Source organism: Streptomyces fragilis (assembly GCF_003112515.1).
Classification (GTDB): domain Bacteria; phylum Actinomycetota; class Actinomycetes; order Streptomycetales; family Streptomycetaceae; genus Streptomyces; species Streptomyces fragilis.
In genome coordinates, this window is the sequence record NZ_BEVZ01000002.1 from 201,841 (window position 1) to 221,989 (window position 20,149).

Annotated in this window: 17 protein-coding genes; 10 read left to right on the forward strand and 7 right to left on the reverse strand. The window is 73.9% G+C overall.

Translation table 11 applies throughout. The features are described 5' to 3' along the window. Positions 1 to 18: 18 nt before the first annotated feature. Together Sfr03f_RS02960 and Sfr03f_RS02965 are read right to left on the reverse strand one after the other, a co-directional pair. On the reverse strand, positions 19 to 792 hold the full coding sequence (locus Sfr03f_RS02960) for an SDR family NAD(P)-dependent oxidoreductase (protein ID WP_108952113.1): 774 nt from the start codon (positions 790 to 792) through the stop codon (positions 19 to 21). A 65-nt stretch (positions 793 to 857) separates the two neighbouring features. Further along, positions 858 to 2,375, reverse strand: coding sequence for an amino acid adenylation domain-containing protein (locus Sfr03f_RS02965; protein ID WP_108952114.1), 1,518 nt, complete (start codon positions 2,373 to 2,375; stop codon positions 858 to 860). Positions 2,376 to 2,636: 261 nt separating this feature from the next. On the opposite strand from Sfr03f_RS02965, the gene Sfr03f_RS02970 reads away from it, so the two are divergent. The 4 genes from Sfr03f_RS02970 to Sfr03f_RS02985 all read left to right on the forward strand — a co-directional run bounded on the left by Sfr03f_RS02970 (position 2,637) and on the right by Sfr03f_RS02985 (position 6,196). Then, a complete protein-coding gene (locus Sfr03f_RS02970; RefSeq protein WP_108952115.1) occupies positions 2,637 to 3,479 on the forward strand; it encodes an SDR family oxidoreductase in 843 nt (280 codons plus the stop codon). Positions 3,480 to 3,640: 161 nt separating this feature from the next. Beyond that, on the forward strand, positions 3,641 to 4,846 hold the full coding sequence (locus Sfr03f_RS02975; RefSeq protein WP_108952116.1) for an NAD(P)/FAD-dependent oxidoreductase: 1,206 nt from the start codon (positions 3,641 to 3,643) through the stop codon (positions 4,844 to 4,846). After that, positions 4,843 to 5,139 carry an acyl carrier protein gene (locus Sfr03f_RS02980; RefSeq protein WP_108952117.1) on the forward strand — a complete coding sequence of 99 codons (297 nt, stop codon included), beginning with the start codon at positions 4,843 to 4,845 and terminating at the stop codon, positions 5,137 to 5,139. Before Sfr03f_RS02975 ends, Sfr03f_RS02980 begins: the two co-directional genes overlap by 4 nt. Before the next feature lie 13 nt (positions 5,140 to 5,152). Beyond that, positions 5,153 to 6,196, forward strand: coding sequence for a ketoacyl-ACP synthase III family protein (locus Sfr03f_RS02985; protein ID WP_108952118.1), 1,044 nt, complete (start codon positions 5,153 to 5,155; stop codon positions 6,194 to 6,196). A 133-nt stretch (positions 6,197 to 6,329) separates the two neighbouring features. Here Sfr03f_RS02985 and Sfr03f_RS02990 read toward each other — a convergent pair whose 3' ends face one another. From Sfr03f_RS02990 to Sfr03f_RS03010, 5 genes are all read right to left on the reverse strand, one after another. Continuing rightward, on the reverse strand, positions 6,330 to 7,436 hold the full coding sequence (locus tag Sfr03f_RS02990) for a winged helix DNA-binding domain-containing protein (protein ID WP_245967370.1): 1,107 nt from the start codon (positions 7,434 to 7,436) through the stop codon (positions 6,330 to 6,332). 91 nt (positions 7,437 to 7,527) lie between these two features. Next, positions 7,528 to 8,547, reverse strand: a complete 1,020-nt coding sequence (locus tag Sfr03f_RS02995) for an MDR family NADP-dependent oxidoreductase (protein ID WP_108952120.1) — start codon at positions 8,545 to 8,547, stop codon at positions 7,528 to 7,530. After that, on the reverse strand, positions 8,544 to 9,791 hold the full coding sequence (locus Sfr03f_RS03000; protein WP_108952121.1) for a cytochrome P450: 1,248 nt from the start codon (positions 9,789 to 9,791) through the stop codon (positions 8,544 to 8,546). Before Sfr03f_RS03000 ends, Sfr03f_RS02995 begins: the two co-directional genes overlap by 4 nt. Before the next feature lie 46 nt (positions 9,792 to 9,837). Further along, positions 9,838 to 10,959, reverse strand: a complete 1,122-nt coding sequence (locus Sfr03f_RS03005; protein ID WP_108952122.1) for an epoxide hydrolase family protein — start codon at positions 10,957 to 10,959, stop codon at positions 9,838 to 9,840. A 154-nt stretch (positions 10,960 to 11,113) separates the two neighbouring features. Beyond that, complete coding sequence (locus Sfr03f_RS03010; protein ID WP_108952123.1) at positions 11,114 to 12,340, reverse strand: cytochrome P450; 1,227 nt, start codon at positions 12,338 to 12,340, stop codon at positions 11,114 to 11,116. A 159-nt stretch (positions 12,341 to 12,499) separates the two neighbouring features. On the opposite strand from Sfr03f_RS03010, the gene Sfr03f_RS03015 reads away from it, so the two are divergent. From Sfr03f_RS03015 to Sfr03f_RS03040, 6 genes are all read left to right on the forward strand, one after another. Beyond that, positions 12,500 to 13,636 carry a CaiB/BaiF CoA transferase family protein gene (locus tag Sfr03f_RS03015; protein ID WP_108952124.1) on the forward strand — a complete coding sequence of 379 codons (1,137 nt, stop codon included), beginning with the start codon at positions 12,500 to 12,502 and terminating at the stop codon, positions 13,634 to 13,636. Between the two features lie 15 nt (positions 13,637 to 13,651). Further along, on the forward strand, positions 13,652 to 15,427 hold the full coding sequence (locus tag Sfr03f_RS03020; RefSeq protein ID WP_108952125.1) for an MFS transporter: 1,776 nt from the start codon (positions 13,652 to 13,654) through the stop codon (positions 15,425 to 15,427). Between the two features lie 184 nt (positions 15,428 to 15,611). Further along, positions 15,612 to 17,267 (forward strand): citramalate synthase, encoded by a 1,656-nt coding sequence (gene cimA, locus Sfr03f_RS03025; RefSeq protein ID WP_108952126.1) that lies wholly within the window; start codon positions 15,612 to 15,614, stop codon positions 17,265 to 17,267. A gap of 35 nt (positions 17,268 to 17,302) precedes the next feature. Further along, a complete protein-coding gene (locus Sfr03f_RS03030; RefSeq protein WP_108952127.1) occupies positions 17,303 to 18,352 on the forward strand; it encodes a ketoacyl-ACP synthase III family protein in 1,050 nt (349 codons plus the stop codon). A gap of 160 nt (positions 18,353 to 18,512) precedes the next feature. Further along, positions 18,513 to 19,499 carry an aromatase/cyclase gene (locus Sfr03f_RS03035; protein WP_108952128.1) on the forward strand — a complete coding sequence of 329 codons (987 nt, stop codon included), beginning with the start codon at positions 18,513 to 18,515 and terminating at the stop codon, positions 19,497 to 19,499. After that, positions 19,486 to 20,121: an antibiotic biosynthesis monooxygenase family protein gene (locus Sfr03f_RS03040; RefSeq protein WP_159105527.1), complete on the forward strand. Its 636-nt coding sequence runs from the start codon at positions 19,486 to 19,488 to the stop codon at positions 20,119 to 20,121. Before Sfr03f_RS03035 ends, Sfr03f_RS03040 begins: the two co-directional genes overlap by 14 nt. Positions 20,122 to 20,149: the final 28 nt, after the last annotated feature.

The window sequence follows — 20,149 nt, forward strand, 5'->3', positions numbered from 1 at the left end:
TGGGGGAGGGGACGAGGTTCAGACCTGGCGGGCGCGCACCAGGTCGGCGCCGCCGTCCATGGTCAGGATCTGGCCGGTCACCCAGGCGCTGCTGGGCTCCGACAGCAGCGTGATCCACTGCGAGACGTCCTCGGGGACGCCCGTCACGCCCAGCGGCACGCCCTTGGCGGCCTGCGCGAACAGGTCGTCCACCTGCTCGGAGGTCATGCCGCTGCGCTCGTAGACCTCGGTGCGCACCCAGCCCGGGGCGACCGCGTTGACCCGGATGCCGCGCGGGGCCAGCTCCAGCGCCCAGGAGCGGGTGAAGGTGTCCACCGCCGCCTTGCTCGCGGCGTACACCGAGGCCATCGGCGTCGGGTTGTGGCCCGCCGGGCTGGTGACGAAGACGATGGAGCCGCCCGGCGAACGCAGGCTGGGCAGCAGCCGGTTGGTCAGCACGATCGCGCCGACGACGTTGATGTCGAACAGTTCGCGGGCGGTCGCCGGGTCGATCTCCCCGACCGCGCCGATGGTGTGCACGCCCGCGTTGTGGACCAGGACGTCGAGGACGCCGCCCAGCTCCCCGACCGCCGCGGCGACGGCGTCGGCGCCCTCCTCGGTGCTCACGTCGGCCCGCACCGGGACCAGCGCCGGGTGCAGCGCCGCCGCCTCGGCCAGCCGGTCGGCGCGCCGGCCGGTGATCACCACCTTGGCGGCGCCCTGCTCGGCGAGGTCCAGCGCGGTGGCCAGGCCGATGCCGGTGGCGCCGCCGGTGACCACGGCGTACTTGTGGGTGAACGGCTGCTCGGTCATGTGTTGCGTCCTTTCCGCTCCGCCCGCGCGGCGCGCGGCCGCGGCGGACTCCGGTGTAGGCGGACTCAGATGTAGATGGACCTCGACGTCCAGTCGGGGGTGGGCAGCGCCTTGCGGTCGGTCTTTCCGTTGCCGGTGACCGGCAGGGCGTCCACGGCGACGAAGGCCGCCGGAATCATGTGCTCGGGGACCCGGTCGCGCAGGTAGGAGCGCAGCGCCCGCCGGTCCAGGCCGGCCTCCTCCGGCACCAGCCACGCCACCAGGCGCCGGTCGCCCAGGTGGCTGTCGCGCAGGGCGACGGCCGCGCACCGCACCTGCGGGTGGGCGGCCAGGGTGCTCTCCAGCTCGCCGGGCTCGATGCGGAAGCCGCGCAGCTTGAACTGGTCGTCGTCGCGGCCCAGGAACTCCACGACGCCGTCCGGGCGGCGCCGGGCGAGGTCGCCGCTGCGGTAGAAGCGGCCGGCCGCCGGGTCCCAGGGCGCGGTGACGAACGCCCGCTCCGTCAGGTCCGGGCGCCGCCAGTAGCCGCGGGACACCCCGGCCCCGCCGATCCACAGCTCGCCCGGCGTCCCGTCCGGCACGGGGCGGCCGTCGTCCCCGACGATGCGGACGTCGACGTTCTGCACCGGGGTGCCGATCGGGACGGCGCGGCCCAGGTCCTCGTCCGCGCCGATGCGGTGGCACACGGCGAAGGTGGTGGTCTCGGTGGGCCCGTACCCGTTGACGATCCCGCAGTCAGGCACCGCCCGGCGCAGCTCGTCGATGTGCGGGACGGACAGCACGTCGCCGCCCGCGAGGACCGTGCGCAGGCCCGCGAACGCCTTGACGTCCACCTCGACCTGCCGGTGGAAGAGGGCCGCGGTCAGCCACAGCACGGTCACGCCCTCGTCCCGCAGCAGCGTGCCCAGCTCCTCCGCCTGGACCTGCTGCGCGGGCGCCAGCACCAGCCGGGCGCCGTTCAGCAGGGCGCCCCAGATCTCGAAGGTGGCGGCGTCGAAGGCGACGGGCGCCAGCTGCAGGACGCGGTCCGACGGGCCGAGCGTCACGTAGTTGGGGTCGGTCACCAGGTTGACGATGTTGCGGTGCTCGACCATCACCGCCTTGGGGCGGCCGGTGGAGCCCGAGGTGTACATCAGGTACGCCAGGCCGTCGGCGCGCGCCGGGGAGTCCACCGCCGGTGCGGGGACGTCCGGCTCGCCGGCCGGCCGGGGCGGCACGTGCAGCACCGGCACGCCGTACGGGGCGAAGCGGTCCGCGTCGTCCGGCTCGCACAGCACGGCCCGCACCTCGGCGTCGGAGAGCACCTCGGCGACGCGGCCCGCGGGGTCGGTCAGGCCGACGGGGACGAACGCGGCGCCGGCGTCGAGCACGCCGAGCAGCGCCGCGACCAGCTCCGGGGAGCGCTCCAGGCACACCGCGACCCGGTCGCCCGGCCCGGTGCCGGCGTCCGTGAGCAGGGCGGCCACCGCGCGGGCCCAGCGGTCGAGGCCGGCGTAGCTGAGCCGGTCGTCACCGGCGGAGACCGCCACGGTGGCGGGGGCCTGTGCCACCCGTCGGCGAAACGCCGCGACTACCGATGTCATCGGCTGACTCCTTTCGAGGTCCCGGTCCGGCAGGGTCCGCCCGGCCGCTCGACTGCCGGTGGAATCCGCACGTCCTTTCGAGCGGGTCCAGGCATGCGCGAGCGGGGAGCGGTTGGCTGAAGCGCCGGCTCCGCTTGGTCCGCCGGCCGTCCCACGAGGTCTCCGGCAGCCCCACGAGGGCGCGCCGCCGGGCCCCGGCCGGGTCGTACGGCGGGCCCCCCACCGATCTGGACCGGTACCGCACTCGACGGGAGTACTTTCGTGACCATCCTCGTAACCGGCGCACGCGGCAACGTCGGACGCCGTGTCCTCGACCGCCTGCACGCCGCCGGGCACCCTCTGCGCGCCTCCGGGCGCGTACCCGGCGACCTGTCCGTCCCGCGCGGCGTGGAGGTCGCCGAACTGGACCTCACCCGCCCCGCCACCTTCGACGCCGCGCTGCGCGGCGTGGACGGCGCCTTCCTGTACGCCGAACCCGACGGAGCGAAGGAGTTGTTCGAGGCCGCCGCCCGCGCGGGGGTCCGGCACGTCGTCCTGCTGTCCTCCTCCACCGTCTCCGGCCCGGCCGCCGCGACCGATCCGCTGGCCGCGCACCACGCCGCCGTCGAGGACGCCCTCGCCGCGTCCGCGGTGCCCGGCACCGTGCTGCGCCCCGGAGCGTTCGCGAGCAACGCCCTCGGCTGGAGCCACGCGATCGCCGCCGGGCAGCCGGTGCGGATCCCGTTCGCGGACGCTCACACGGCGCCCGTGCACGAGGACGACATCGCGGACGCCGCCGTCGCCGCGCTCGGTGACGCCTCGTCCGCCGGGCGCACCATCACCCTGTCCGGACCCCGGTCGATCACCTTCCGGGAGCAACTGGCCGTGCTCGGCGCCCTGCTGGGGCGCGAGATCCCGGTGCACGAGCTGACCCGCGAGGAGGCCGAGGAGGAGATGGGACGGTTCATGCCCGCCCCGGTCCTCACCTCGCTGCTCGACCAGTGGGAGGCCGCCGTCGGCCGCCCCGCCGAGGTGCACGACGTCGCACCGGTCACCGGCCGGCCCGGCCGCACCTTCGAGAGCTGGGCGCGCGAGCACCTGGACGCGTTCACCGCCCGGAGCTGACCCCCGGCCCCCGCCCGGCCGCGCGGCGCGCTGTCGAGCGGGGCTCGAGACGAGGCTGCGACGGTGCCCTGAGATGGGCCCCCCACCCCGGTGGGCAGGGCGGCGAACCCGCCCTGCCCGCCGCCGTGCCGCGGGGTCACTTCCGTGACTTGGAGGCCGGAATGTACGACGTCATCGTGGTGGGGGCTCGTGTGGCGGGAGCCGCCTCCGCCCTGCTCCTGGCGCGGGCGGGCCATCGCGTGCTGCTCGTCGACCGGGCGCGGTTCCCCAGCGACACCCTGTCCACGCACTACATCCACCAGCCCGGCATCGCCCGGCTCGCCCGCTGGGGAGTCCTGGACGCCGTCCGCGCCACCGGATGCCCGGCGCTGGAGCGCACCGTCTACCAGGTCGGCGACGACGTCCGGCTGGACGGCGGCACCGTGCCGCACGACGGGCAGTCGGCCGCCTACGCGCCGCGCCGCCACCTGCTGGACCAGATCCTGGTCGACGCCGCGGTCGCCGCCGGCGCCGAGTTCCGCGACGGCTGCTCGGTGTCCGGGCTCGTCTTCGACGGGGACCGGGTCGTGGGCGTCAAGTGCCGCGCGGCGGACGGCTCCCCGGTCGAGGAGCGGGCCCGCCTGGTGGTCGGCGCCGACGGCATGCGCTCGGCCGTCGCCCGCGCCGTCGGCGCCCCGTTCACCGTGCAGGACCCGCTGATGTCCTGCATCTACTACACCTACTGGCAGGGCGTCCCGTCGGGATTCGAGCTGTACGAGCGGCCCGGCCGCTGGATCGGCGCGATCCCCACCAACGACGACGCCACGCTGATCGCCGCCTACTTCCCGCAGGCCGAGTTCGACCAGGTGCGCGGCAACGCGCTGGAGAACTACCTGGAGAACATCCGCACCACCGCCCCCGACCTGTACGAGCGCGCCATGGACGGCGGCGAGCGCGTCGAGCGGCTGCGCGGCACCGGCGACCAGCAGAACTTCTTCCGCACCCCGAGCGGTCCCGGCTGGGCCCTGGTCGGCGACGCCGCCCACCACAAGGACTCGATCACCGCGCGCGGCATCAGCGACGCGTTCCTGCAGGCCGACCTGCTGGCCGACTCCGTCTCCGGGGTGCTCGACCACCCCGAGCAGCTGGAGAAGGGGCTGCGGAGCTACGGGGAGCGGCTGCAGGACGACCTGTTCGAGGGCTACCGCAACACCCTGTTCGTCAGCCGCCTCGAGGTCACCCCCGACCGCCTCGCGATGCTCCGCAGCATCCAGCACTCGCAGGACCTGACCGAGCGCTACTTCGCGGTCGCCGCCGGCGGCATGTCCGTCGACGACCTGTACGACGAGGAACTGCACAACCGGCTGGAGCGGGAGGCGGCGGCATGACGCACACCCCGCCCCCGGCGACCGGCCGGCAGCCCACCCGCACGCACGAGACGACGGAGGTCCCGGTGACCGACACGGAATGGGAGAACGAACTGCGGCTGCTGTTCGGCGAGGTGCTCGGACTGCCGCAGGTGGAGGCCGACGACAGCTTCTTCGACCTGGGCGGCCACTCGCTCCTGGCGTCGAAGCTGACCCGCCGCGTCCAGGAGGCGTTCGGCATCCGCATCCCGGTGCGCCGCGTCTACCAGGCGCCCACCCCCGCCACGCTCGCCGCGTACCTCCACGCGGCCTGAAGGAGAGACCGACATGCGCTGGAGAGACCTGTACGTCGCCGGTGTGGGCGGCTACCTGCCGGAGCGGATCGAGACCGCCGAGGAGGCGATCGCCGACGGCCGGTACACCGAGAAGAAGCGGTCCCTCAACGGCTTCCGCTCCGTCCACGTGGCGGCCCCGCACGAGACCGGCCCCACCATGGCGGCCGAGGCGGGCCGCCGCGCGGTCGCCCGCTCGGGCCACGAGCACGACGAGTTCGGCCTGGTCCTGCACAGCTACATCGGCCACCAGGGCCTCGACTTCTGGACGCCCGCGAGCTTCGTGCAGCGCGAGACGGTCGGCGGCACCGGCCCGGCGTTCGAGATCAAGCAGGGCTGCAACGGCATGCTGGCCGGCTTCGAGGTGGCCGCCTCCTACGTGACCGCCCGCCCGGACGTCACGGCCGCCCTCGTCACCGGCGGCGACGCCTTCCGGATGCCGTACATCGACCGCTGGGGCTCCGACGAGCAGAACGTCGACGGGGACGGCGCCGCGGCGCTGGTCCTGTCCGGCCGCCGCGGCTTCGCCCGGGTGCTGGCCACCTACTCGCACGCCGACCCCTCGCTGGAGCCGATGGGCCGCAGCGGCGCGAGCTGGACCGACGCCCCGTTCACCGGCGGCGCGCCGGTCGGCGTCAGCGAGCGCAAGTCGGACTACCTGCTCGCCGAGGACATGGACTTCGACGACGCGATCGAGAAGATCTCGGCCAGTGTCCAGCTCTCCCTGAAGCAGGCGCTGCACGACGCCGAGGTGGAGCTCGCCGACGTCCGGTTCTTCCTGCACCAGAACCTGGCGCTGTCCATCGTGACCCACGGCCTGTACGGGCTGCTCGGCGTCGACCGGGAGCGCACCACCCACGAGTGGGGCCTGTCGACCGGCATGGTCGGCACCGCGGACCCGGTCCTCGGCCTCAACCGGGTGGTGGAGCGCGGCGAGGTGAAGCCCGGCGACCTGGTGGTGCTGCAGGCGGCCGGCGCCGGCTACGTGTGGACCACCGTCGTCCTGGAGATCCTCGAGACGCCGCAGTGGACCGCCTGACGGCCGCGGCACGGGCCTGACGGCCTGGGCACGGCCCTGACGGCCGCAGGCACGGGCCTGACGGGAACACGCGGAGGGGGAGGGACCGGCACCGGTCCCTCCCCCTCCGCGTGCGCCGTGCCGGCGCCCGGAGTCAGGCGAAGCGGACCTCGCGCGAGGCCGCGGGGCCCGCGGCGAACGCGAGCAGCCGGCCGCCCTCCTCCGTCAGCGCCTCGCGGTCGGCCTCCCGCAGCGGGCCGAACGGCTCCAGCACCAGGGCGGCGGCGCCGCGCGTCTGCTCCAGGCGCCACATGCCCGCCACGAAGCCGTCGACCAGGAACGTCGGCCGGATCAGCCCGTTGCGGGTGAAGACCCGCGCCCGCTGCTCCTCGGTGAGGATCCGTGAACGGTCGGCGTGCGAGAGCAGGATGTTGTCGAAGTCCGGCAGGAAACGCACCGGGGCGGGCGCCCGGCCGCCGGGGCGGGGCGCCCCGGGCAGGTCGAACAGCTCCCGGCCGCTCTCGTCGCGGAACACCGCCAGCCGCGGCCGCAGCCGCTTCACCGCCTCGGCGAGCCGGGTCATGCCGGACCACACCTGCATGTCCTTGACCGAGGCCGGCCCGAACGCGGCGAGGTAGCGCTCGATCATCGTGTCCGGGGCGTCCTGCCCGGCGAGGGGCCGGCCCAGCCACGCCTCGGCGGTGGTGTGCGCGGCCTGGCCGCTCTCGCCCCACAGCCCCCGCGGCGGCACCTGCACCAGCGGCACCAGGTTGCGCACGGCGTTGGCCAGGGCGAACGGGTCCCGCTCCGGCCACCGGTCGGCGAGCCGCTCGCCCAGGCCGCCGAGGGTCAGCGGCTCCCGCTCGACCAGCTCACGCCCGAGCGCCGCCACCTTCTCCAGGTCCAGCCCCTCGAGCTTGCGCCCGAAGGTGCCCTTGAGCCCCTGCCGCAGCGCACCCGCCAGGACCGGCCGCAGCGCGACGCAGTCGTCGGCCGTGACCAGGTGGATCGTGCCGCGCATCAGCACCAGCCGCACCACCTCACGGCTCCTGACGAGCGACGCCAGGTCCTCCACGGCGAAGCCGGCCAGCCGGGTCCACAGGCCGACGTAGGGCGGGTTCGGCGCCTGGGCCTGCATGCCCACCAGGTGCGCGACCGCCCCGGCCGCCGGCAGCGTCGACCGCTCCAGCAGCAACTGCCGGGCCAGCAGCGCCCGGTTGAGGTCCCGCCGGTCCAGCACCCGCATGTCTCCGGTCGTCACGACAAGATGTTCCTTCCTCGGGTCCACTCATGACAGCACGGTGGCGTCCCGGGCCGTGCCCGGGACGCCACCGTCGTACCGCGATCACCGCTCAGCTCATGCGCACCAGCACCGTGCCGCTGTACCGGCGTTCCAGCAGGCCGAGGAACGCCTCCGGCAGGGCGGCCGTGCCGCCCTCGACGACAGTGTGGGGGAAGACGATGCGGCCCTCGGCGAGCCACGGGCCGAACCGCGCGTTCCACTCCTCGATCTGGTCGGGGGTGTGCAGCGTGGCGAAGCCGCGCAGCGTCAGGTCCTTGGTGATGGCCTGCATCAGCGGCAGCCGCGGACTCCCGCCGTCGCCCCCGTGCTGCCCGGCCAGCGCTCCGCACAGCGCGAACCGGGCGCCGCGGGCCGCCACCTGCACCGCCGCCTCGAACTGCTCGCCGCCCACGTTGTCGAAGACCACGTCCAGGCCGTCGGGCGCCAGCTCGGCGAGCTGCTCGGCCACCGGACCCTCGTGGTAGTCGAACGCGGCGTCGAAGCCCAGCTCGTCCACCAGGAAGTCGATCTTCTCCTTGGAGCCGGTGGAGCCGATGACCCGCTTGGCGCCCCGCAGCTTCGCGATCTGGCCGGCCAGCGCGCCGACGCCGTTGGTGGCGCCCGAGACGAACACCGTGTCGCCCTCGCCGACGCCGGCCGTGCCGACCATGCCGTGCCAGGCGGTCGGCCCCTGCGACAGGTAGTACTCGGGCCCCGGCAGCAGCGCGCGGTCGCGCTTGAAGAACCCGTGGGCGTCACCGGTGGCGTACTCGCGCCAGCCCAGGAAGTGCTCGACCAGGTCGCCGACGGCCAGCAGGTCGCTGTTGGAGGCGACGACCGTGCCGACGGTGCGGCCCCACATCGCCACACCCGGCTGGAAGATCGGGATGGGCAGCTTGGTGGCGGGGTTCATCTGGTCGCGCGCCACCGACCCCAGCGTCATCCAGTCGTTGCGCACGACGACCTCACCGGGCCCGGGAGCCGACAGCTCGCTCTCGCCGAACGCGAAGTGGTCCAGGGTGACGTCGCCCTCGGGATAGGCCGCCAGGCGGACCTCCCTGCTGACGGCGGGCAGCTCGACGGTGCTCATGCGGTGCTCCTTCTGAGGTGAACGGGGAGGCTGACCAGGTTGTGGTTGACGTCGCCGGCCCGCCACAGCAGCTCGCCCTCCGGCACGGCCAGGCGCGCGTCGGGGAAGCGGCGGGTCAGCTCCTCCAGCGCGACGGCCAGCTCCACCCGGGCCAGCGGCGCGCCCAGGCAGTGGTGGATGCCGTGGCCGAAGGCCAGGTGCGGGTTGTCGGCCCGGCCGAAGTCCACCGTCTCGGGGTCGGCGAAGACCGCCGCGTCACGGTTGGCCGAGGCGAAGGAGAGGAAGACGGCGTCACCCGCGGGGATCGTCGCCCCGCCGATCTCCACGTCCTCGGTGGCGATCCGGGGCATGCCCGAGGTGTCGTTGCCCGTCAGGTTGACCGTGCGCAGCAGCTCCTCCACCGCGGCGGGCACCTCCTCGGGGTGCTCCCCGAGCCGGCGCCACAGGTCCTGGTGGCGGTCGAGCAGGGTGAGGGCGAAGTTGGAGATCTGGCCCGCGGCCGAGTCGAAGCCGCCGCCCAGCAGGGTGTAGCCCAGGCCGACGAGCTCGCCGAAGTCGAGGCGGTCCTCGCCGTTCCGCGCGGTGATCAGCGCCGACAACACGTCGTCGGCGGGCGCCGCCTGCTTGCCGCCCACCAGCCCGGCGATGTACGCGCCGAGCTTCTCGCGGCCCTCCACGGCCAGCTCCTCCGGCCCGGAGACGTCGGCGAACTGCCGCACCCAGACCAGGAACTGGCCCCGGTCCTCCTCCGGCACGCCGAGCAGCTCGCAGATCACGCCCATGGCCAGCGGCGCGGCGAACCCCTCCACCAGGTCGACCGGCGTGCCGTCCGGCTCCTTCTCCAGGGCGTCGAGCAGCCTGCCGGCCATCTCGCGCACCCGCGGCCGCATGCCCTCGATCCGGGCCGGCGAGAACGCCTGCTCGGCCAGGACGCGCAGCCGGGTGTGGTCCGGCGGGTCGAGGGAGACGATCATCCCGGGCGGGGCCTGGAAGAGGCCGCTGAACTTCGGGGCGTCGGGCGCGTACGAGGCGGCCCGGCTGAAGCGGGTGTCGTCCAGCACCTGCCGGACGTCCGCGTGGCGGGTCACGATCCAGGCGTGACCGCCGCCGTTCCAGCGCACGCGCACCACGGGACGCTCCTCGCGCAGCCGCGTGAAGAGCGGGTCCGGACCCCGGTAACTCGTGTCCGGGAAGGGGAAGACGGGGAGTTCCTCGTCGCTCACCCCGGTTGATCGGGCGGTCATGGCAGTGCCTCCGGGTCTGGATGGGGATCTCGGGCGGGTCCGGCCGTCAGGTCAACGGGGCCAGGAAGGAGCGCAGTTCGCCGACGAGCAGGCCAGGCTGCTCCAGCGCGGGGAAGTGGCCGCCGCGCTCGTGGTCGGTCCAGCGGCGCAGGTCGGTGAAGCGGTGCTCGCACCAGGCGCGGGGCATCCGGCCGTCCTTCGGGAACAGCGAGCAGGCCGTGGGCACGCCGACCGGGCCCAGCGCCATCTTGTTGTGGCTCTCCCAGTAGATCCGGGCGGACGAGGTGGCCGTGCCGGTCAGCCAGGTCAGGGTCACCGCGTCCAGCAGCCGGTCGCGCGGGATGACCTTCTCGACGTCGCCGTCGTGGTCGCTCCAGGCCCAGTACTTCTCGACCATCCAGGCCAGCTGGCCGGCCGGCGAGTCGGACAGGCCGTAACCCAGGGTCTGCGGCCGGGTGGCCTGGAGCACCGAGTAGGCCCCCTCGTTCGCCTGGAACTCCTTCAGCGCGGCCAGGCCGGCCAGGTCGCGCGCGTCCAGTTCGACCTGCTCCTGGGGCGGCCTGGCGAACGGCATCGAGATGTGGATGCCGGTCAGCTGCCCGGTGTCCTTCTCGCCCAGGATCGCGGTGAGGAACGAGCCCCAGTCGGTGCCGTGGGCCGCGTACCGGTCGTAGCCGAGCCTGCGCATCAGCTCCGCCCAGGCGGCGGCGGTGCGCTCCACGGTCCAGCCCGGCGAGCGCGGGGCGTCGCTGAAGCCGAAGCCGGGCAGCGACGGGCAGACCACGTGGAAGGCATCGGCCGGGTCCTCGGGGTCGGTCAACGGGCCGATGACGTCGAGGAACTCGGTGACGTTGCCGGGCCAGCCGTGGCTCAGCAGCAGCGGCCGGGCGCCCTCGTGGCGGGAGCGGACGTGCAGGTAGTGGATGCCCAGGCCGTCGATCTCGGTGCGGAACTGCGGCAGGGCGTTGAGCCGGGCCTCGGTGGCCCGCCAGTCGTAGCCGTCCTGCCAGTGGGCGGCCAGCTCCCGCAGGTAGGCCAGGGGCACGCCCTGCGACCAGTCGTCCACGGTCTCCTCGTCGGGCCACCGGGTGCGGGCCAGCCGCTCGCGCAGGTCGTCGAGGTCACGCTCGGGGACGTCGACGCGGAAGGGCGTCGGTGCGGTGCTCATGCGGCTTCCTCCTGGGCTGCCGGGGGCTCCCGGGTCGCTGAGGGCTGCTGGATCGCCGGGGCCCCGGGCTTCGGCGACACGCTACGGACGGCGGCTGGAGCACCGGTCGAGCGTGCCGGCGGCACGCCCGCCACCCCGGCGGCCCCGGCCGGCGTCACCACTTGACGGGCAGCTCCCACAGCCCGTAGATCACGGCCCCCTCCTTCCGCGGGATCTCCAGGAAGGGCTTGGCGAGCTGCAGCGTCGGGATGCGCTGGAAGAGCTTGCTCCAGACGATCTCCAGCTCCAGGCGGGCGAGGTCCGCGCCGATGCAGTGGTGCACGCCGTGGCCGAAACCGAGGTGCTTGCGCGTGCCGCGGGTGATGTCCAGCTTCTCCGGGTCCGGGAAGACCTCCGGGTCCCGGTTGGCCGCCAGGCCCAGGCACAGGATGCCGTCGCCCTTGCGGATGACCTGGCCGCCGATCTCGATGTCCTCCAGCGCCACCCGCGGCACCGCGGTGTCGCCGATGGTCGCGAACCGCACCAGCTCCTCGACGGCCGGCTTGACCAGCGACGGGTCGGCCAGCAGCAGCGCCAGCTGGTCGGGGTTCTCCAGCAGGCAGGCGGTGCCCAGCGAGATCTGGCTCGCGGTGGTCTCGTGACCGCCGTTCATCAGCAGCCGCACCATGTTGAACAGGTCGCGGTCGGTGTACTCCTCGCCCGAGGCCTCGTAGTCGGCCATCGCGCGGCTCAGCAGGTCCTCGCCGGGTTCGCGCTTCTTCAGCTGGATCAGCTCGCTGATGTAGGCGTTCACCTCGACGATGGCGGCCTGCCGCTCCTCGGTGGAGCTGTGCCCGCCGAGCAGGGCGGTGCCGTGCTTGATGAAGAAGTCGTGCCGGTCCTGCGGGATGCCCAGCAGCTCGCAGATGACCGTCATCGGCACCGGCAGCGAGAAGGCGTGGTGGAAGTCGACCACGGGCGTCATCGCCAGCAGCTTGTCGAGGTGGTCGTCGACGATCTCCTCGATGCGCGGGCGCAGCCGCCGCACCTGCCGGCTGGTGAACGTCAGGGCCGCCTTGCGGCGGGTGGAGCTGTGCGCCTGGCCGTCGTAGCCGATGAACGACGTCTCGGTGCGGTACTCCGGCGGGGCGACGAAGTAGAACGGGAAGTTGTCGTGCTTGCGGGAGGCGCTCACCCGCGGGTCGGTGAGCAGCGTCCGGATGGTCTCGTAGCCGGCGACCGTCCAGATCCGCAGCCCGGATCCGGTCAGCGTGACCTGGGAGACGTCCTTCTCGACGATCTCCTTGTACTCCGCGGGCGGAGTGAACGGGCACTGCCGCTTGTACGGAAAAGTGGCGGCCTCCGCCTCGGCGGCGCCCCGCTCCGTGGCACTGGTGGTCACAGTGGGTCCTTCCTGCTGGGTGGGTCCTCGTGCGGAACCGGACGGACGTGCGTTCCCACGACACGCTGCCAAGGGCCGCTCGGGCGCAGGTGGAGCCGGGACGCGAGGGCTCCAGAGGGCCCCGAGGAGGGCTCCGGCGACGGGCCGCAGCCTTGCCGGATGGGTATCGCAACGACGCAGGGCGCGACCTTCGCGACGGGCCCGCTGAGCGGGCTGCGGGTGGTCGAACTGTCGGCCATCGGCCCGGTCCCGTTCGCCTGCATGATCCTCGCGGACCTGGGCGCCGAGGTGCTCCGCGTGGAGCGGGCCGACGGCGTGCGGTCGTTCGAGCGGTGGCACCGGGAACTCGACCGGGGCCGGCAGCGGCGCGTCGCGCTCGACCTCAAGGACGCGGACGACGTGGCGCGGCTGCTGCGCCTGGTGGACGACGCCGACGTGCTCGTCGAGGGCTTCCGCCCCGGCGTCGCGGAGAGGCTCGGCATCGGGCCCGAGGTGTGCCTCGCGCGCAACCCGTCGCTGGTCTACGCCCGCATGACGGGCTGGGGCCAGGACGGGCCGCTCGCCCGCACCCCCGGACACGACATCAACTACCTCGCGCTGACAGGGGCGTTGCACGCGATCGGGGAGGCGGGCGGTCCGCCCGTCGTCCCGCTCAACCTGCTGGGCGACTTCGGCGGCGGCTCGATGTTCCTGGTCGCCGGGGTGCTCGCCGCCCTGTACGGGAGGGCGGCCACCGGCGCCGGTCAGGTCGTCGACGCGGCGATCGTGGACGGGGTCGGCGCGATGCTCGGCATGCTCACCGCGATGCGGACCGCCGGGCAGTGGCGCGACGAGCGGGGCGCGAACCTCCTGGACGGCGGCGCCCCGTTCTACACCTGCTACGCCTGCGCGGACGGCGGCCACGTCGCCGTCGGGGCCCTGGAGGAACGCTTCTACGCGGCGCTCCTGCACGGGCTCGGCCTCGACGCCCAGGTCCTGCCCGACCGCGACGACCCCGCCAACTGGCCTGCTCTGCGACAGGAGTTCGCCCGCCGCTTCGCCGGCCACGACCGTGACCACTGGACGCGGCTGTTCGAGCCGACCGAGGCGTGCGTGACCCCGGTGCTGACCGCGGCCGAGGCCGCCTCGCACCCCCACCACCGGGCCCGCGACAGCGGCCCGGCCGCCCCGGCGCCGCGCTTCAGCGGCGCTCGAGCGGAACTCCAGCGGCAACCGGCATCCTGCACCTCCGGTGCTGTGAGGCCGTCCGGCCGTCCGTGGCGTTTTTCCGAGGGCCCCACCCGGTCCCCCCAATGATCTGAGAGGTACACCATGGCTATTTCCTCCGAGCAGGCTCCGCCCACGGAGAGGGAGGTACCAACAGCGGGCGAGAGCACCGCCCCCGTCCCGGACGGCGCGGCGACGCCCGACCCGAAGCGGTGGATGGCCCTCCTGGTGCTGCTCGTCGCGGCATTCATGGACATGCTCGACGGCACCATCGCCAACGTGGCCGCCCCGTCGATCCAGCAGGGCATCGGCGGCGGCTACTCCGTCATCCAGTGGGTGCTGGTCGGCTACCAGCTCAGCTTCGCGCTGCTGCTGATCCTCGGCGGACGCCTCGGCGACATCTACGGCCGCAGGAAGATGTTCCTGCTGGGCGTGGTGGGCTTCACCCTGGCCTCGCTGGGGGCCGGCCTCGCCCAGGAGCCGTGGCAGCTGGTCGTCTCCCGCATGGTCCAGGGCGCCTTCGCGGGCATCATGGTGCCGCAGATCCTCGCCATCCTGCACGTCACCTTCTCGGGCAAGGAGCGGGCCGGCGCGTTCGCCATGTACGGAGGCGTGGCCGGTCTGGCCGCCGCCGTCGGCATGGCCGCGGGCGGACCGCTCGCCGACTGGGACCTCTTCGGTCTCGGCTGGCGGCTGATCTTCCTGATCAACATCCCGGTCGGCATCCTCGGCATGATCTACGCCCCGCGCGTGCTGCGCGAGTCGCGTGCCCCGCACGCCCTCAAGCTCGACGTCCGCGGTGTCGTCCTGGCCACCGTCGGCCTCCTGCTGCTGCTCTTCCCGCTGCTGCAGGGCCGTGAGCTGGGCTGGCCGCTGTGGGGCTTCGTGTCGATGGCGGCCTCGGTGCCGGTCCTCGCCGCGTTCGTCATGTGGCAGCGGCGCCGCACGGTGCTGGACGGCTCGCCGCTGATGGAGCTCGCGCTGTTCCGCATCCGCAGCTTCTCCTCCGGCCTCGGCGTCAACCTCGCCTTCTACGTCGGCATCGGCATGTTCAACATCGGCTGGACCGTCTACATGCAGGTCGGCCTCGGCTGGTCCCCGATGCGGGCCGGCATGACCAGCCTGTCCTTCTGCATCGGCGCGTTCCTGACCTCCTCGGCGGCCATGGTCGTCCTGGTGCCCAAGTTCGGCCGCAAGGTGCTGCAGGCCGGCGCGGTCGTCACGGTGACCGGCGCGCTGTACTTCCTGTGGGCCTCCAGCCACTACGGCAGCTCCATCAGCTCCTGGGACCTCGTGGTGCCGATGCTGCTGGTGGGCCTCGGCTTCGGCCTGATCGCCGCCCCGCTGCCGCAGATCGTCATCTCCGAGGTGCCGCAGAAGGACGCCGGCTCCGCCTCCGGCATCGTGCACACCAACGCCCAGCTCGGCTTCGCGGTCGGCGGCGCGCTGGTCAGCGTGGTCTTCTTCGCGGGCCTCGGCGGCAACACCGGCTCCACGATCGACGACCAGGCCGCGAACCTGCGACGCGACCTGGTCGCCACCGCCCACCTCACCCCCGGCGAGGCCGACACCACCGTGGCCGCCTACCGCGCGTGCGCGGTCGACCGGGTCGAGGAGAAGGACCCGTCGGTGGCGCCCGCGAGCTGCGCCGCGGCCCCCCTGCGGGACGAGCGGTCGGCCCCGGTGGTCGCCGAGTACGCCAAGGACGCGCAGGGCGAGTCCTTCGCCCTCAGCCTGGGGACCACCCTGTGGGTGTTCGCCGGCGTGGTCGCCCTCGCCTTCGCGCTGATGTTCGCGATCCCGCGGCAGATGCGCCTGGAGGCGCCCGAGGAGGAGGAGAACGAGGGCGGCAAGGAGCCGGAGACCGCCACGGCCTCCTGACCGCACGGCCTCGCACCACCTCCCGCGCGGCGGGACCGGAGGGACACGCGTCCCCCGGTCCCGCCGCGTCGTCGTCCGCCCGGTCCATCCCCGCTCGAGCGGCCCTCCGGCCCGTCGCCGGACGGTGGGGGACAGCATCCGAGAGCGGCCGGAGAAGCCGGCACGCGAGAACTAGGGAGGGGCGATGGCCGAGCGGGGCTTCCAGCTCTACGACACGACCCTGCGCGACGGCGCCCAGCAGGAAGGCATGGCGCTGACGGTCGAGGACAAGCTCGCCGTCGCCCGCCTGCTCGACGGACTCGGCATCGGGTTCATCGAGGGCGGCTGGCCCGGCGCCGTCCCCAGGGACACCGAGTTCTTCCGCCGGGCCCGCACCGAACTGCGGCTCGAGCACGCCGAACTGGCCGCCTTCGGAGCCACCCGCAGGCCCGGCGTCCGGGCCGCCGACGACCCGCAGGTGCGGGCGCTGCTGGACTCCGGGGCGCCCGTGGTGACGCTGGTCGCCAAGAGCCACACCGGGCACGTCCTGCACGCGCTGCGCACCACCCTGGCGGAGAACCTCGCCATGGTCGACGACACCGTGCGCCACCTGGTGCGCGCCGGCCGCCGCGTCTTCGTCGACGCCGAGCACTACTTCGACGGCCACCAGCTGGACCGCGACTACGCCCTCTCCGTCGTGCGCACCGCCGCCGAGGCGGGCGCGGAGACCGTCGTGCTGTGCGACACCAACGGAGGCTCGCTGCCCGACGAGGTGGCCGCCGTGGTCACCGACACGCTGGCGGCCACCGGCGCCCGGATCGGCATCCACTGCCACAACGACACCGGCTGCGCCGTCGCCAACACCATGGCGGCCGTCGACGCCGGCGCCGACCACGCCCAGGGCACCGCCCACGGCTACGGGGAGCGCTGCGGCAACGCCGACCTGTTCACCGTCGTCGCCAACCTGGTGCTCAAGCGCGGACGGGAGATCGTGCCGCTGGAGCGGCTGGCTGCGCTCGCCGAGACGGGCCGCGCGGTGGCCGAGCTGACCCAGCTGCCCGGGGCGGTCGCCGCCCCCTACATCGGCGCCTCGGCGTTCACCCACAAGGCGGGACTGCACGCCTCCGCGCTGCGCGTGGACCCCGACCTCTACCAGCACACCCGCCCGGCCCTGGTCGGCAACGCCATGCGCACCCTGGTCTCCGACATGGGCGGACGCTCCTCCATCGAGCTCAAGGCCCGGGAACTCGGCTACGACGTGACCGCCGGCTCCCAGGAGGTGGCCCGCGCCGCGCGGCGGGTGAAGGAACTCGAGAACGTGGGCTACAGCTTCGAGTCGGCCGACGCCTCCTTCGAACTCCTGCTGCGCGAGGAGCTGTCGGGCGCCCCGCGGCCGCGCCCCTTCGAGGTGGAGTCGTGGTCGGTCGGCGTGCTGGGGGTCGGCGACGACGAGGTCCGCACCGAGGCCAGCGTGTCCCTGACGGTCGACGGCCGGCCGGTGACCGCCACCGGCCGGGGCAACGGCCCGGTCAACGCCCTGGACACCGCGCTGCACGCCGCGCTCGACCACTGCTTCCCCGCCCTGGCCCGGCTGCGGCTCGTCGACTACCGGGTGCGGGTCCTGGGCGGCGAGAAGGGCAGCGGCGCGGCCGCCCGCGTCCTGATCTCCTACGAGGACGGCGGCCGCCGCTGGAACACCGTCGGCGTCGACGCCAACACCACCGCGGCCAGCTGGCACGCCCTGCTCGACGCCGTCCACTACGTCCTGCTCGACACCGCACCCGCCGGGACGGGCCCGACGGCCGGCCGCCGCGCCGCCGTCGCCGCGGCGGCGGACGGGGCCGAGCCGCTGTGCCCCTGACCTCCGCGCCCCCGACAAGCAGAGCTGGAGAGACAGTGCGTCCCGAAGACGTCTACATACGGGGGACCTCCACCCGGCTCCCCTCCCGCATCGTGCTCGCCGACGCCGTCGCCTCCGGCGCCTGCCCGCCGGGGACGGCCGCCGCCACCGGCATGGAGTCGGTGGCGTACTCGCCCGACGAGTCGGCCGCCGAGATGGCCGCCGCCGCGGCGCGCACCGCGCTGCGCCGGGCCGGCAGCGACGGCGGCGACGTGGACCTGCTGCTGCACGCCGACACCTACCACCAGGGCCAGGACCTGTGGCCGGTCGCCTCGTACATCCAGCGCGAGGCGCTGGGCAACAGCTGCCTGGCCGTCGAGATCCGCCAGATGTCCAACGGCGGACTCGCCGCCCTCGACCTGGCCACCGCCTACCTCACGGCCGGCCACGGCCACGGCGACGCCCTGCTGACCACCGCGGACCGCTTCTGCGCGCCCGGCATCGACCGCTGGACCACCGACCCGGGCACCCCCTACGCCGACGGCGCCACCTCGCTGGTGCTCTCCCGGCGCGGCGGCTACGCCCGCCTGGTGTCCCTCGCGCTGCACGCCGACCCCGAGCTGGAGCCGCTGCACCGCGGCGACGACCCGTTCACCACGGCGCCGTTCGGCCACCGCATGCCCGTCGACTTCGAGGCGGCCAAGAAGGCCTTCGTCGGCCGCACCGGCCTGTCCTACGCCATCACCCGGGCCCACAACGGGCAGCAGACGGTGATCAAGCAGGCCCTCGCCGACGCGGGCTCCGACCTCGCCGAGGCCGACTGGGTGGTGCTGCCGCACTTCGGGCGGCGCCGGCTGACCGCCATCTACTACAAGCCGTTCGGCATCGACCCCGCGCGCACCACCTGGGACTTCAGCCGCACCGTCGGCCACCTCGGCGCGGGCGACCAGTTCGCCGGACTGGACCACCTCGTCTCCTCCGGCCGCGCGGCGCCCGGCGACCGGGTGGTCCTGGTCAGCGTCGGCGCCGGCTACAGCTGGGGCTGCGCCGTCGTCGACGTCCTCGAGCGGCCCTCCTGGGCCGCCGGCGAGACCCCCGCCGACTGACCGCAGTCCTGCCCCGCCGCCCCGCCGCTCCGGTGGCCCGCCGCCCCGGTGGCCCCCGCCCGGCCCGACCGGCGGTCCACCGCCGCTCCAGTTCCGCTCCAGCCGTTCATGCCAGCCTCGAGTTCCGCCCTCCGGCGGACCGTCCGAAGGGAGTTTCGCCGTGGCCCCGACCGCTGCGTCCGAGACCGAAGCACTGCACGTCACCGAGCACTCCATCACCGTGGCCGCGCCGGCCGACACCGTCTACGCGCTGGTGGCCGACGTCGCCGGGTGGCCGCAGGTCTTCGGGCCCACGGTGCACGTCGAGGTGCTGGAGGAGGCCCCCGCCGCGGGCGGCGAGCAGCTCCTGCGCATCTGGGCCGTCGCCGGCGACAAGGTCCGCACCTGGACCTCGCGCCGCGAACTGGACCCGGCCGCCCGCACCATCACCTTCCGCCAGGTCGTCACCGCCGCGCCCGTCGCCTCCATGGGCGGCGAATGGCGCCTGCGGGAACTGGAGGACGGCTCCACCCATGTCACGCTGCTGCACGACTACCGCGCGGTGGACGGCGACCCGGCCGCCGAGGAGCTCATCGAGCGCGCCGTGGACGGCAACAGCCGCGCCGAACTCCTCGCCCTGAAGAACACCGCCGAACTCGGCGACGCCCGCGAGGAACTGCACTTCACGTTCAGCGACTCCGAGACCGTCTTCGGCGCGGCCGGCGACGTCTTCGCCTTCCTCGACCGTGCCGACCTGTGGCCCGAGCGGCTCCCGCACGTGGCCCGCCTCGACCTCACCGAGGACGGCACCGGCATCCAGCACATGGACATGGACACCGCGAGCCCGGACGGCTCCACCCACAACACCACGTCGGTGCGGGTCGTCTTCGAGGACCGCAACGTCATCGTCTACAAGCAGCTCAAGGTGCCGGTCGCGATGAGCGGCCACACCGGGCGCTGGGTGATCGAGACGCTCGGCGACGGCAACGTGCGGGCCACCTCCTGGCACACCGTCACCCTCGACCCGGAGGGCGTGCGCACCGCGCTCGGCCCCGAGGCCACCCTCGCCGAGGCCCGCGCGCTGGTGCGCAAGGCGCTGGGCACCAACAGCTCGACCACCCTCAAGCACGCCAAACGGTTCGCGGAGGAAGCACGTGCCCGGGCGTAGGCAGGAAACCCCGCTCACCGTGATCAACCGGTTCACGGTCAGGGGTGACACCGGCCGCTTCGAACGCGCGTTCCGCGAGCACTCGCAGTACCTGCGGGGCCGGCCGGACTTCGGCTTCCTGGTCACCGTCAGGCTCGTCGACCGTCCCGACGTGTACGTGCACCTCGGGCATTGGCGGACCACCCGCGGCTTCCTCGACACCGTGCACGAGGACGCCTTCCACGGCCACGTCAGGAAGCTCGGCCCCATGGTCGACGCCGAGGCGGACCAGGCCGTCAGCGTGGGCCGGGTGCTGCGCGGGGAGGCCCTGGTGGGGGCGGAGAACGTCGTCCTGACCCGGGCCAGGACCTTCGGCGGCAGCGACTCCTCCGCCTTCCGCCGCCTGTTCGCCGAGACGACGGAGTACTTCGCCGGACTCGACGGCTTCGGCGGCAGCGACCTGCTGCGCTCCACGCTGCACCCCGGCGCCTGGACGGGCGTGCACTGGTGGCGCGACACCGAGGACTGCGAGCGGGCGCTGGCCGGCCGCGGCCACATCTCGCTGCTCGCCCGGATGAGGAACACCGCCGACGTCGAGGTGGAACGCACCCGGCACGTCGCCTACGAGCGCGTCCTGTCCTGAGATGCGCACCCCGCCGGAGCCGAGGACC

What these genes read in the sequence shown, in the direction of transcription:
- Sfr03f_RS02980 (WP_108952117.1), top strand. Translation starts at nt 4,843, where the DNA reads ATGACGCACACCCCGCCCCCGGCGACCGGCCGGCAGCCCACCCGCACG.
- Sfr03f_RS02965 (WP_108952114.1), bottom strand. Translation starts at nt 2,375, where the DNA reads ATGACATCGGTAGTCGCGGCGTTTCGCCGACGGGTGGCACAGGCCCCC.
- Sfr03f_RS03005 (WP_108952122.1), bottom strand. Translation starts at nt 10,959, where the DNA reads ATGAGCACCGCACCGACGCCCTTCCGCGTCGACGTCCCCGAGCGTGAC.
- Sfr03f_RS02960 (WP_108952113.1), bottom strand. Translation starts at nt 792, where the DNA reads ATGACCGAGCAGCCGTTCACCCACAAGTACGCCGTGGTCACCGGCGGC.
- Sfr03f_RS02985 (WP_108952118.1), top strand. Translation starts at nt 5,153, where the DNA reads ATGCGCTGGAGAGACCTGTACGTCGCCGGTGTGGGCGGCTACCTGCCG.
- Sfr03f_RS02975 (WP_108952116.1), top strand. Translation starts at nt 3,641, where the DNA reads ATGTACGACGTCATCGTGGTGGGGGCTCGTGTGGCGGGAGCCGCCTCC.
- Sfr03f_RS03015 (WP_108952124.1), top strand. Translation starts at nt 12,500, where the DNA reads ATGGGTATCGCAACGACGCAGGGCGCGACCTTCGCGACGGGCCCGCTG.
- Sfr03f_RS03020 (WP_108952125.1), top strand. Translation starts at nt 13,652, where the DNA reads ATGGCTATTTCCTCCGAGCAGGCTCCGCCCACGGAGAGGGAGGTACCA.
- Sfr03f_RS03000 (WP_108952121.1), bottom strand. Translation starts at nt 9,791, where the DNA reads ATGACCGCCCGATCAACCGGGGTGAGCGACGAGGAACTCCCCGTCTTC.
- cimA (WP_108952126.1), top strand. Translation starts at nt 15,612, where the DNA reads ATGGCCGAGCGGGGCTTCCAGCTCTACGACACGACCCTGCGCGACGGC.
- Sfr03f_RS02995 (WP_108952120.1), bottom strand. Translation starts at nt 8,547, where the DNA reads ATGAGCACCGTCGAGCTGCCCGCCGTCAGCAGGGAGGTCCGCCTGGCG.